Annotated in this window: 12 protein-coding genes; 3 read left to right on the forward strand and 9 right to left on the reverse strand. The window is 68.3% G+C overall.

What is annotated here, in order from left to right:
• Positions 1–9: 9 nt before the first annotated feature.
• Together JOB34_RS02780 and JOB34_RS02785 are read right to left on the reverse strand one after the other, a co-directional pair.
• Complete coding sequence (locus JOB34_RS02780; RefSeq protein ID WP_208051286.1) at positions 10–1,560, reverse strand: acyl-CoA carboxylase subunit beta; 1,551 nt, start codon at positions 1,558–1,560, stop codon at positions 10–12.
• Positions 1,557–2,738 (reverse strand): acyl-CoA dehydrogenase family protein, encoded by a 1,182-nt coding sequence (locus JOB34_RS02785; RefSeq protein ID WP_208051287.1) that lies wholly within the window; start codon positions 2,736–2,738, stop codon positions 1,557–1,559. The genes JOB34_RS02780 and JOB34_RS02785 overlap by 4 nt, the downstream gene beginning before the upstream one ends.
• Before the next feature lie 89 nt (positions 2,739–2,827).
• On the opposite strand from JOB34_RS02785, the gene JOB34_RS02790 reads away from it, so the two are divergent.
• The 3 genes from JOB34_RS02790 (at position 2,828) to JOB34_RS02800 (ending at position 5,343) form a co-directional block, all read left to right on the forward strand.
• Positions 2,828–3,268 (forward strand): MerR family DNA-binding transcriptional regulator, encoded by a 441-nt coding sequence (locus JOB34_RS02790; RefSeq protein ID WP_208051288.1) that lies wholly within the window; start codon positions 2,828–2,830, stop codon positions 3,266–3,268.
• Positions 3,269–3,418: 150 nt separating this feature from the next.
• Positions 3,419–3,619 (forward strand): DUF3311 domain-containing protein, encoded by a 201-nt coding sequence (locus JOB34_RS02795; protein ID WP_208051289.1) that lies wholly within the window; start codon positions 3,419–3,421, stop codon positions 3,617–3,619.
• Positions 3,616–5,343 (forward strand): sodium:solute symporter family protein, encoded by a 1,728-nt coding sequence (locus JOB34_RS02800; RefSeq protein ID WP_208051290.1) that lies wholly within the window; start codon positions 3,616–3,618, stop codon positions 5,341–5,343. Before JOB34_RS02795 ends, JOB34_RS02800 begins: the two co-directional genes overlap by 4 nt.
• Before the next feature lie 28 nt (positions 5,344–5,371).
• On the opposite strand, the gene JOB34_RS18005 is transcribed toward JOB34_RS02800, so the two are convergent.
• The 7 genes from JOB34_RS18005 to JOB34_RS02835 form a co-directional block, all read right to left on the reverse strand.
• The gene (locus JOB34_RS18005) at positions 5,372–6,643 is read right to left on the reverse strand and encodes an HD domain-containing protein (protein ID WP_208051291.1); all 1,272 of its coding nucleotides are present in this window, start codon (positions 6,641–6,643) and stop codon (positions 5,372–5,374) included.
• A gap of 47 nt (positions 6,644–6,690) precedes the next feature.
• Positions 6,691–8,082 carry an HD domain-containing phosphohydrolase gene (locus tag JOB34_RS17805; protein WP_208051292.1) on the reverse strand — a complete coding sequence of 464 codons (1,392 nt, stop codon included), beginning with the start codon at positions 8,080–8,082 and terminating at the stop codon, positions 6,691–6,693.
• 661 nt (positions 8,083–8,743) lie between these two features.
• Complete coding sequence (gene rsrA, locus JOB34_RS02815; protein WP_208051293.1) at positions 8,744–9,001, reverse strand: mycothiol system anti-sigma-R factor; 258 nt, start codon at positions 8,999–9,001, stop codon at positions 8,744–8,746.
• Positions 8,998–9,648 carry a sigma-70 family RNA polymerase sigma factor gene (locus JOB34_RS02820; protein WP_179479444.1) on the reverse strand — a complete coding sequence of 217 codons (651 nt, stop codon included), beginning with the start codon at positions 9,646–9,648 and terminating at the stop codon, positions 8,998–9,000. Before JOB34_RS02820 ends, rsrA begins: the two co-directional genes overlap by 4 nt.
• A 206-nt stretch (positions 9,649–9,854) precedes the next feature.
• Positions 9,855–10,856 carry a glucose-6-phosphate dehydrogenase (coenzyme-F420) gene (fgd, locus tag JOB34_RS02825; protein WP_208051294.1) on the reverse strand — a complete coding sequence of 334 codons (1,002 nt, stop codon included), beginning with the start codon at positions 10,854–10,856 and terminating at the stop codon, positions 9,855–9,857.
• A gap of 10 nt (positions 10,857–10,866) precedes the next feature.
• Positions 10,867–11,505, reverse strand: coding sequence for an alpha/beta family hydrolase (locus JOB34_RS02830; protein WP_243757525.1), 639 nt, complete (start codon positions 11,503–11,505; stop codon positions 10,867–10,869).
• Entirely contained in the window at positions 11,502–12,359 is an 858-nt protein-coding gene (locus JOB34_RS02835) for an SOS response-associated peptidase (RefSeq protein WP_208051295.1), read from the reverse strand. The genes JOB34_RS02830 and JOB34_RS02835 overlap by 4 nt, the downstream gene beginning before the upstream one ends.
• Between the last annotated feature and the right edge of the window lie 22 nt (positions 12,360–12,381).

Genomic DNA, 12,381 nt, shown 5'->3' on the forward strand with positions numbered 1-12,381 from the left:
TGAAGCGGGTCAGACCGGCGGGATGGCCCGCCGCCGCTCGGTGAACGAACGGTCCCGGCGGACGGCGTAGCGCAGGCGGGCGAGCAGCTCACCGCGCAGGTCCTCTGCCTCCACCACGCCGTCCACGACGAGATCCGCCGCGAGACGCTGGATGTCGACGTCCTCGAGGTACTCCTCGCGCTTCTCGCGCACGAACTGCTCACGCTCGGAATCGGTTTCGAGCGCGGCGATTTTGCCGGCGTACACAGCGTTGACCGCGGCCTCCGGGCCCATCACCGCGATGCGTGCGGTCGGCAGCGCGAGGGTGGCGTCGGGTCCGAAGCCCGGGCCGCCCATCGCGTAGAGGCCCGCGCCGTACGCCTTGCGGACCACGACGCAGAACTGCGGCACCGTCGCCTCGGACACCGCGGAGACCATCTTGGCGCCGTGCCGGATGATGCCGCCGCGCTCGACCTCCGAGCCGATCATGAAACCCGGCACGTCGGCCAGGTAGATCAGCGGGATCGAGTACGCGTCGCACGTCCAGATGAAGCGAGAGGCCTTGTCGGCGCTGTCGGTGAAGAGCACCCCGCCCTTCACCGCCGAGTTGTTGGCGACGAACCCGACGGTGCGCCCGTCCATCCGCCCGAACCCGACGACGAGCTCGGGCGCGAAGAGCGGCTTGATCTCGAAGAAGGAGTCCTCGTCCACCAGCCCGTCGATGACGTCGTGCACATCGAACGGCTGGCTCTCGACCTCCGGCACGGTGTCGGAGTCCAGTTGCGCGACAGGGGCTTCCGCGGCGTACGCCGGCGGCTCATCGCGCCAGGTCGACGGCATGTAGGAGAAGTAGAGCTTCGCCAGCTCGATGGCCTCCGTGTCGTCCTCGACCAGCAGGTCGCCGACTCCGCTGACGGTGCAGTGCATCCGCGCGCCGCCCATCTCCTCCAGCGACACCCGTTCCCCGACGACCATCTCGGCCATCCGCGGGCTGCCCAGGTACATCGAGGCATTGCCCTCGACCATGATCAGCACGTCGGTGAAGCTCGGGATGTACGCGCCGCCGGCGGCGGACGGCCCGAAAAGGCAGCAGATCTGCGGCACCCGGCCGGACAGGGCCACCTGGTTGTGGAAGATCCGTCCGGCACCGCGCCGGCCCGGGAACAGCTGCACCTGATCGGTGATCCGCGCACCGGCGGAGTCGACGAACCAGAAGATCGGCAGCTCCTCCCGCAGCGCCGCCTCGGTGGCCCGCACGATCTTCTCCACCGTCCGGGCACCCCACGAACCGGCCTTCACGGTCGGATCGTTGGCCACCACGATGGCGGCGCGCCCGTCGACGGTCCCCCGCCCGGTGACCACGCCGTCGGCGGGCAGGCCCGCCGCGGTCGAGTTCGCGTAACGCCCGTCCTCGACGAACGAGCCCTCGTCGAACAGCAGCGCGATGCGCTCGCGTACATACAGTTTCGACTGACCCTCCAGCTTCGCGCGCGCCGCCTCGCTGGGCTCCGCCGCTGCGTCGTACGCCGCCCGCAGCCGCTTCCGGGCGTCCTGGACGCGCGGGTCGGTGGGGTGCGTCACGCCGGCAGACCCAGGCCGCGGGCGATGACCATGCGCTGCACCTCGGAGGTGCCCTCGCCGATCTCCAGGATCTTCGCGTCGCGGTAGAACCGCGCGACGGGGTACTCCTCCATGAAGCCGTTTCCGCCGAAGATCTGGGTGGCGGTGCGGGTGGCCACCACTGCGGCCTCGGTGGAGTAGAGCTTGGCGATGGCCGCTGCCTGCTTCACCTCGGCGACGGACCGGCGTCCGGCCTCCTGCTCGTCCTTCAGCCAGGCCGCCTTGTAGGTCAGCAGACGGGCCGCCTCCACCGAGGTCGCCAGATCGGCGAGCTGGAAGGACACGCCCTGGTTGACCCCGATCGGGCGGCCGAAGCTGGTGCGCGTCTTGGCGTAGTCCGTCGCCAGCTCCAGGCACGCCTGCGCGCAGCCGAGGGCCAGCGCGGAGATGGCGATCCGGCCGTCGTCCAGGATCTTCAGGAACTGACGGAAACCCTGTCCCCGCTCCCCCAGCAGGTTGCCCTCCGGGACGACACAGTCGGCGAAGGTCAGCCCGTGGGTGTCGGAGATGTGCCAGCCGAGCTTGTCGTAGGGCTTCTCCGCGGTGAACCCGGGAGTGCCGGACGGCACCATGATCGCGCTGATCTCCGGTCGCCCGTCCGCGGCCGTGCCGGTGCGGGCGGTGACGGTGACGACGCTGGTGCGGTCGGTGCCCGAGTTGGTGATGAACGCCTTGGCGCCGTTGATCGTCCAGGACCCGTCGGCCAGCGTCGCCTTCGTACGGCTCGCGCCCGCATCGGAGCCGGCGTCCGGCTCGGTCAGACCGAAGCCGGCCAGCGTACGACCGGCGACCAGGTCGGGTAGGAAGCTCTGCTTCTGTTCCTCCGTGCCGTAGCTCAGGATCGGGTTGATGCCGAGGCCCACCCCCGCCGACAGCGTGATGCCGATCGACTGGTCCACCCGGCCCAGTTCCTCGATGGCGAGGCACAGATAGGTGAAGCCGCCGTGCTCGAGCCCGGCGCCGCCGTACTCCTGGGGGACGACCAGACCGAACAGCCCGAGGTCGCCCAGTTGGGGCATGAGATCGGACGGGAAGTGGTGTTCACGATCCCATCCGGCGACGTGCGGCGCGATCTTGTCGGCCGCGAAGTCACGGACGGCGTGGCGGAAGTCGTCGTGGTCCTTGGTGAGCTCGAACATCAGGTGCCTCTCGTGAAGGGCGTTCGGCGCGTCGAGCCTGGTCGTCGACGCGCTTGACGTTGACGTAAACGTAAAGCACGCTGAGCGCTATGACAACTCGTGAGCGCACGTGGTCGATCGCCGAGCTCGCGACGGAATTCGAGATCACCCACCGGACGCTGCGGCACTACGAGGAGCTCGGCCTGATCTCCCCCGAACGCCGGGGCACCACAAGGGTCTTCAGCAAGCGCGACCGCACCCGCTTGGCCCTCATCATGCGGGGACGACGCCTCGGCTTCCCACTGGAGGAGATCCGCAGGATCGTCGATATGTACGACGATCAGCCGGGTCGCGTCGGCCAGCTGCAGTACCTGCTCGACCAGATCAGCGACCGACGGGCCGATCTGGAGGCGCGTCGTCGCGACATCGAGGACTCCCTCGCCGAACTGGCCGAGCTGGAGCGCCGCTGCGAGACCGACCTCGCGACGCTCCGGGGCAGCCGCGCCGTCCCGGCCCGGACCCAGGACACGCCCAGCCGCACCACAGTGTGACCCGGGTCACGCGATAGTTTGCGGGGCAGAGCCGACGGGACCAGGTCCGTCGTGCGCGGCGACAGGAGGTCTCCCATGTCCCACCAACCGGATTCGCAGGATGGTGCACCTCCAGCCAATCGCCCCTTGCAGGTGTTGGCGGGTGTGCTGTTGGCGATCCCGTGCCTGGCCCTCATCCCGGTCGGCTGGTACTCCCGACGCTCCCCCGAGCTCGGCGGGTTCCCGTTCTTCATCTGGTACCAGATGCTGTGGGTCTTCCTCTGCGCAGGATTCACCTACTCCGCGTACGTCGTCGTGAAACGCGCGCGACCGCACCGTCCGATGGCCCGCAACGAGCGGGGTGACGCATGATCACGCCGCACACCCTCGCCGTGGTGCACGCCGCCGCCGACCCGTCGCGCCCCAACACCGGTGTCAACGGCGTCGCCCTCACGGTGCTGATCGTGATCTTCGTGATCGTCGCCGTGATGGGTTTCATGGCAGCGCGCTGGAGGCGCGCGTCCTCGATGGAGAGCCTGGAGGAGTGGGGCCTCGGCGGCCGCTCGTTCGGCACCTGGGTCACCTGGTTCCTGCTCGGCGGAGACCTCTACACGGCCTACACGTTCGTGGCGGTGCCCGCAGCGATGTTCGCGACCGGCGCGGTGGCCGGTTTCTTCGCCGTCCCGTACACGATCGTGGCCTACCCGATCATCTTCTTCTTCATGTCGCGGCTGTGGTCAGTCAGCCACCGACGCGGTTACGTCACCTCGGCCGACTTCGTCCGTGGTCGCTACGGATCGCGCGGACTGTCGCTCGCCATCGCGGTGACCGGTTTCATCGCGACGATGCCCTACATCGCCCTGCAGCTCGTCGGCATCCAGGCCGTCCTGGAAGTGGCCGGGATCGGCGGCAGCGGCAACTGGTTCGCCAAGGACCTGCCGTTGCTGATCGCCTTCGCGGTCCTCGCGGCGTACACCTACACCAGCGGTCTGCGAGCGCCGGCGATCATCGCCTTCGTCAAGGACGCGCTGATCTACCTGGTCATCGTCGTCGCCGTCATCTATCTGCCCACCAAGGTCGGCGGCTGGGGGCACATCTTCGACGCCGCGAACACCAAGATGCAGACCGCGAACAAGGTCACCGGCAAGCCGAACGGCTCGATCCTGGTCGGGCCCAAGCAGCAATGGGCCTACGTGACACTGGCATTCGGATCGGCGCTCGCGCTCTTCATGTATCCCCACTCCATCACCGCGAGCCTGTCGGCCAAGAGCCGGAACACCATCCGGCGCAACGCGGCGATCCTGCCGGCGTACTCCTTCCTGCTGGCACTGCTCGCGCTGCTCGGCTGGGTCGCCATCGCGGCCAAGACCACCCCGATCGGCGCTGACGGCAAGCCGAACGCCCAGCTGGTCATCCCGCAGCTGTTCGAGGACCAGTTCCCGAGCTGGTTCGCCGGCATCGCCTTCGCGGCCATCGCCGTCGGCGCACTGGTGCCCGCGGCCATCATGTCGATCGCGGCGGCCAACACCTTCACCCGCAACATCTACAAGGAATGGCTGCGCCCGGACGCCACCGTGGAGCACGAGGCGAAGGTCTCCAAGATCGCCTCACTGGTGGTCAAGGTCTTCGCGGTCGGCTTCGTCCTCACGATGGACAAGCAGAACGCCATCAACCTGCAGCTGCTCGGCGGCATCTGGATCCTGCAGACGTTCCCGGCCATCGTGTTCGGCCTCTACACCCGCTGGTTCCACCGCTGGGCCCTGCTGATCGGCTGGGCGGTCGCCATGGTCTACGGCACGTGGACCGCGTATGGCGTCGCGAACCCGGCCACCAAGGTGGCGCACTTCGGCGGTTCGACGGCCGACATCCCGATCATCGGCAAGCTCGGCTACATCGCGTTCACGGCGTTGATCATCAACATCGTGGTGTCGGCCGTGCTGACCGTGGTCCTCGAGCGCTTCGTGCCACGTGGCGCCGACGAGACCATCGTGGCCGACTACTTCGCCGACGAGGACGACCCACGGGTCTCCGCCTACGACCCGGTGCCCTACGACGACGCCGATCTCGGTGGAGGCTCCCCCAAGGCCTCGACCTGACACGACCCCTACGCGTCGAGGTCGGTACTCAGCGCAGGATCCTGCGCACGTCGTCCTGTCGTCCGGACAGATCCTTCAACGCGGTGACGACGGCCGGGTCGTACTCGTATCCGAGGCCGAGCGACAGTCGCTCGAACGCCGAGTCCTCCATGATCTCGTTCCCCGAGGTCAGATCGTCGAAGGCGTTGCACACCTTGATGATGCGCGCGGCGACCGGGACGTCCTCGCCCAACTCGCGCACCTGCCGGTACTGGATCGTCTGCGCCTCGATGATGACGGCGAGATCGTCCAGCACTCCGCTGCGTCGCACGATCGAGCCGCCCTCCAGCGCGATGCTCAGCTGGTCCAGCGGGGCGGCCTCGACGGTGGCGCCACCGGGGATCGGTGCGCTGAGCGAGACCTGGCCGATGTCGTGCAGGAGCGCAGCGTCCTCGAGCAGCGTCAGTTCCTGCTCGGTCAACCGCATGCATTCACCGACCCGGCGCGCCAGGTCCGCGACCCGGGCCGAGTGACCGGGGCGGGTGTATCCCGCGACGTCCGTCATCGTCGACAACGCGGCGATCGTCTGGCGTCGTTCACGCTGCACGCTGTACGCGCGTCGCAGCGCCGACCGGGCGAGGACGAGCGGCATCACGACCAGAGGGACTGCCCACAGCGACAGTGATTGCAGGCCGATGGCCATCGCGACACCGGTGGACAGAGCGGCACCGTAGATCGGACCCAGGTCGCGCAGCGTCTCGGCGAGGAATGCGCCGATCGTCCGGATCGGGCTGACCAGGAGGCCGATCATGAGCAGCTCCCCGAGGATCGGGAGCAGCGCGGCGACGGTCATCACACAGACCGCCTTCCACCGCTGGGAGTCCCAATCGGAATACATCTCCGCACTGGTGTGACCGCCCCAGAGCGGCAACCACCGGTAGAGCAGCGACATCGCGGAGACGGTCACGACGGGCACCGCGACCGCGACCGACCGGCTGGTGTCGCTCTGCCAGATACGTCGCAGACCGATACCAGCCGCGTATCCGATGGCGGCGCACACGATGACGATGGAGGGCGAGTAGCTCACCGGCGCCTGGTGCGGCCGGCTCGACGCGAGGGCGAGCGCGACCGACGCTGCAGTCGCGAGTGGCGCGACTGCGCGGGCTCGTCCGATCTGCACCGGCAACGCCGACCCGAAGGCGATGGCGACCGTCAGGGTGGCCAGGATCGCGGCGTCCCAGCCGGCTATCCGGGCACCGCCCGCGGCCGTGCTCACGACGCGGACGAAGGCGGCGAGCACCAGGACGCCCGCGAGAATCACCCACACCAAGCGCAATCGCCACCGCAGGACACCGGGTTGGCGCAACCTCATATGTCCGCCCGGGCAGAGGCGAACATGGCCGACACCCATGGCAGGTGCGGGTCCACCCCGGTGATCGGTCGCGGTGGCTGACGGGCGATCAGGACGCTCAGGGCTTCTACGATCCGTGGCTGGGCGTGCGCCAGAGCCTCCAGGCCGACGGCGTCGAACTGCAGACCGGCGAGCGGGCGCAGCGCGTCGAGACTTCGCTCGGCGACCGATGTGAGCTGCTCCGCGCTCACGTCGGGATCCGCGGCCAGAAGTGCACAGTAGGCGTCGGCGATGGCGAGGATCCGGGCCAGCAACGGGATCTGCTCACCCTCCAGGCCGGAGGGGTAACCGTTGCCGTCCCACCGTTCGTGATGGTGCCCTACGGCGACGACGGCGTCCGAGAGGAAGTCGATGCCCTGCAGCATGCGCACTCCCTGTTGCGGGTGGGCCTTGATCCACCGCAGCTCCTTGCCGGTCAGGCGCTCGCCCGGGGTGTGAGCGGCCGGTGCGACCAGGCCAATGTCGTGCAGGAGGGCGGCGTACTGCAGGGAGTGCATGAGGGAAGCGGAAAGACGAAGCTCCAGCCCGATCTCCCGAGACACCACGTCCACCCAGGCGCTTCGGCCGTGCAGGATCGGCTGACTGGCCTGCGCGGCCGCGACCAGGGTCTCGACCGTCCTCAGGTGTGCGTCGCCCTCCTCGGCCTGTAACGCCACGGACCACTGGGCGATAAGCAGGGGGGCGACGATGGGCAGGATGCTGATCGCGCCGAGGTCCGCCGACGCCCAAAGGACTGCGAAGACGAAGGCAATCACCGGATAGATGGGATACAGGGGCCATGCATTGATCACCGCTTCGCGTGCGGTAACCCACAACGATTGGCCAGTGGCGAGCGCCACCATCGCGCTGAAACAGCCAACATTCACTACCAGCAACATGGCAGTGGCGACGATCAGCGGTACCAAGCATCGCGCAATGAGAGTTCCGGGCCCGGACTGCCCGTTCAGAGGCGTCAGCCCGCCGACGAGATCGTAAGTTAGCCCTGCGGCGAGCACGCATAAAACTATCGTCGCTGTATTGAAAGCTCGCGATATTAACGGGTCGTCCGTGAGAAGGAAGGCGGTGCTCAAAACGCCGATTATTACGCTTCCGAACAACCCCGTGAGTGGCATCGCGGTCACCACCACGATGGTCGTGAGGGACAAGGTCAGCGAACTACGCAGACGTCCCAAGTTTGATTCGGCGATGACGCCGATCACGCCGAGGCACGCGGTAGGGAGCACCTCGGGGATCCGGACGACGCCCAGCGGTAGGAACGCTGACGTCGCGACTCCCAAGGTGGCTGCGACTATCAAACACGCGATCAGCACCCATTGACCGTTGGAAATCAATGGGCGTTCATTCGACAACTTAGCTCCAGTCGACCCTAAATTAGGAAGATGATCCAGTGCGTCGCCGGAACAAGAAGCGCCCGACGATCAAGGCGACAGTGCTTCACGTTCAGCGCGGTGACCAACCGAGGTAGGACATGGCGACCCGAGGGCTCCACCCCAGAAAGGACGACGCAGCGGAGGCGGAAGTGGCGGAAGTAAGCATTGTGAATCCTTCTGTCTGCCCGGTCGGGCTGTGGTATGGATGCCGCAGGTTCGCGGCTTCGGGACCATCGGTCTGCCCCGTTGAGAACGACCTTGTCAAAAGAGGGGGTAAAAAGTCCACCTTCAAACGGTATGGTTTGCCAAGATTTGGCAATATTTACCGGCCCTTGACCAAGCCTTTCGACGGTCAACACCGAACAGGCCCGAATCGGCCGTCGGGATGGTGTGGTCGGGACGGTGGGGCCGGCGCGATACTCTAGGACCCGCATTCGATCGACCAACGCAGCCGTTCCGAGGCCGCCGGTCAGCAGGAGGACCTCATGAGCAAGCGCGCACGCAAGCGTCGTTCCCGCAAGGGCAAGTCGGCCAACCACGGCAAGAAGCCCAACGCCTGACGCTTCACCGACCACAACGACGAAGGCCCGCACCCCCCGAGGGGGATGCGGGCCTTCGTCGTCGGGTGGGAGGGAGGATCTCAGCTGCGGTGCACACGCACCTCGGTCACCGTGACGGTGATCTGGGTGAGGATCTGCGCGCGCAGGGTCGCCGGCGCAGGCTCGGAGGTGCACGACCGGCGTACGAGAGCCTTGAGGATCGCGTCGCGCTCGTACTCCTGCAGGCAGGGCGGGCAGTCCTCCAGGTGTGCCTGAAGCTCAGCGCACTCGGCATCGCTCAGCTCGCCGTCGAGATACGTGTAGAGCTGGCTGATGTAGGCGTCGCATCCATCGCTCATGACCGCGCCTCCTCACGGATGAAGCCTCGCTCGGTGGCGTAATCGGTCAATAGTTCGCGAAGCATTCGCCGGCCACGGTGCAATCTGGACATTACCGTGCCGATCGGCGTCTCCATGATCTCGGCAATCTCTTTGTACGCGAAACCCTCGACGTCAGCGAGATAGACGGCCATCCGGAAATCCTCGGGGATCTCCTGCAGCGCACGTTTGACGTCGGAATCCGGAAGGTGATCGAGCGCCTCGGTCTCCGCCGATCGCAATCCCGCCGAACTGTGCGACGCGGCGCGCGCCAGCTGATAGTCCTCGATCTCGGCCGCGTCGGACTGCAGGGGCTGCCGCTGCTTCTTGCGGTAGCTGTTGATGTAGCTGTTCGTCAGAATTCGGTACAGCCAGGCTTTGAGGTTGGTGCCCGGCTTGTACTGGTGGAATGCGGCGAACGCCTTGGCGAACGTCTCCTGCACCAGGTCCTCGGCGTCGGTCGGGTTGCGCGTGGTGCGCAGCGCCGCGCTGTAGAGCTGATCCAGGTAGGGCATGGCGTCGCGCTCGAACCGGGCGGCGCGCTCGGCGTCGGTCTCGGTGGAGACGTCGACATTGCCGTCGTCGGTGTTCACCCGCTCCTGGGCAGCCACGGTGTCGTTGTCACTCATCGCCCGCCAGCCTAGCCCGACGGCAGGAGGCGCGTCGGCGGGGCGCAGGGCCTCCGGGAGGGCGACACCGCGCGGACGGGCACCCGGGCGCTGGACCTCGCCGGCCGGCGCTTCTGACAGGGCGAACACGCTGTCTCCTCACGAGGGGAACGACGGACTATGACCCTCGTTCCAACAGGGTCACGTCGCGTCACATTCCCCGCGGGTCACAGTTCACGCAGCGCCGGCAGCACGTCCTCGGCGAACTGGGACAGGAACCGGCGCTGGTCCGACCCCGGTGCGTGCACGACGAAGTGGGTGAAGCCCAGCTCGGCGTACGGCGCGATCCCGTCGAGCACCGTCTGCGGGTCCGACGCGACGATCCAGCGGCTGGCGATCTGCTCGATCGGCAGCTCGTCGGCCGCGCGCTCCATCTCGATCGGGTCGTGCAGCGAGTTCTTCTGCTCGGCCGTCAGGGCGAGCGGAGCCCAGAACCGGGTGTTCTCCAGCGCCTTCTCCGGGGCGCGGTCGTAGGAGATCTTCACCTCGAGCAGCTGCTCGGTGTCCCCGGGCTCCTTGTGGGCGAGCGACATCCCCTCCCGGATGGCGGGCACCAGCTTGTCCTCGTAGAGCTCACGACCCTTGCCCGAGGTCACGATCACGCCGTCGCCCATCCGGCCGGCGTACTTGGCCATGGTGGGTCCGCCCGCCGCGACGTACACGGGGATGGGAGTGTCCGGGCGGTCGTAGATCGTGGCGTCGCTGGTGCGGTAGTAGTCCCCTTCGAAGGTGACCCGGTCCTTGGTCCACAGCTGGCGCATCAACCGCACCGACTCCCGCAGCCGGGCGAAGCGCTCCTTGAAGTCCGGCCAGCCGTCCAGTCCGACGGCGACCTCGTTCAGTGCCTCCCCGCTGCCGACGCCGAGGATCACCCGACCCGGGTAGAGGCACCCCATGGTGGCGAACGTCTGGGCCAGCACGGCCGGGTTGTAGCGGAAGCTCGGGGTGAGCACGGAGGTGCCGAGCACGATGCGCTCGGTGCGCGCCCCCGCGGCCGCCATCCAGGTCAGCGCGTGCGGGGCGTGGCCGCCCTCGTGACGCCAGGGCTGGAAGTGGTCGGACGCGAACGCGCTGTCCAGGCCCGCAGCCTCCGCCGCCACTGCCAGGTCCACCAGCTCGGTGGGGCCGAACTGCTCGGCCGATGCCTTGTACCCGATACGAAGTGCCATGCGTTCGACGCTACTGCGTCAGGGTGCTCAGCCATTGGTCGGCCGCGACGAGCACATCCTGCGGGTGTCTGCCGAGACTGTGGTCACCGCGGACGGCGTACACCGAGGCCGCCTCACCCAACGCGCGGCGTACGTCATCGGGGGTGCCGAAGGGATCGCGCAGACCCTGTACGACGGCCAGCGGCAGCCCGGCGTCCAGCACCAGCCGGGCCTCGTGGTCCCGGCTCGGCCCGCCCGACGGCGGCACAAGTGGGAAGGACAGGGCGAGGACGGCGTCCGCGCCGACCCCGGTGGCCGTGCGGCACGCGACCCGTGCGCCGGCGGACCGCCCGCCGACGACCAGGGGCCGGGTCAGCGCCCACCGGCCACGGCACAACGCGGCGAGGACGGGCACCCACGCGGCGTCCAGCGTTCGCGGTGGCGTCGCGACGCGCCCACCGGCCACCCGCCACGGCTGCTCCACCCGCACGTACGTCCATCCGTCGTCCACCAGCGCCCGCAGCGCGACCAGGTCGCCCGCCTGCACTCCCCCGCCCGCGCCGTGCGACAACACCAGCGAGCCGCGCAGAGACCTCCCCCGAGCCGGGCGTTCGACGTGCACCCGCGCAGGCCCCTGCGGGGTGTCGATCTCCCTCACCGACAGCGTCATGCTCGGTCCTCGACGGGGCCGAGCACCTGGCCGGTGCTGGGGTCCACGACACCGACCAGCTCGCTCTCGGGCGCGGGGTCGAGCAGGTGGGCGCCGTTGTTGCGACCCGAGCTGACCGCCGCACCCACCGGCCACCCCTCGAACCGGCCGGGGTCGTGATCCGCCAGTGTCGCGCGCACGAAGTCCGGGTCCCGCTGGGCCGGATCCAGCCACTCCTGCCACACGTCGCGGTCGAGCACGAACGGCTGCCGCTCGTGAATGCGGTCCAGACCCTCCTCGGCGCCGGTGGTGATGATCGAGAACGACGCCACCCACGCGGAGGGGTCGTCCTCGGCCAGGCTGCGGTCCCGCCAGAACTCGTACACCCCGGCGAAGGCCAGCAGGTCCTCGTCCGCGCGGTGCACGAAGAAGGGCTGCTTGCGCGGCTTGCCGCCCTTGGTGGTCGCGGTCGGGCTGACCTGCCACTCGTACCACCCGGCGGCCGGGACGAGGCACCGCCGCGCGACGGCCGCCTTGGCGAACGCGCCCTTGTCGAGCAGGGTCTCGGCGCGGGCGTTGATCATCCGGATGCCGACCTTGGTGTCCTTGGCCCAGCTCGGCACCAGCCCCCAGGTGAGCAGGCGCAACTGGCGGACCGCCTCTTCCTCGCCGGAGCCCTTCTCCGAGCGATCCGGCCGGGTGAGTACGACCGGTGCCTGCTTGGTCGGCGCCATGTTCCAGTCGGGCGCCCCGGCGGGCGGTTCCTGCGGGTTGACCAGGACCGAGCGCGTCGCGTCGGCCGTCCGGTCCAACTCGATCTCCATCTGGTCGACCAGATCGTCGGGGTTGAACGTCGCGGCGTACCGTCCACACATGGGGGCGAGCGTAGGCCGCGCG

The sequence above is a fragment of the Allobranchiibius sp. GilTou38 genome, from assembly GCF_017565325.1.
GTDB classification, from domain to species: domain Bacteria; phylum Actinomycetota; class Actinomycetes; order Actinomycetales; family Dermatophilaceae; genus Allobranchiibius; species Allobranchiibius huperziae.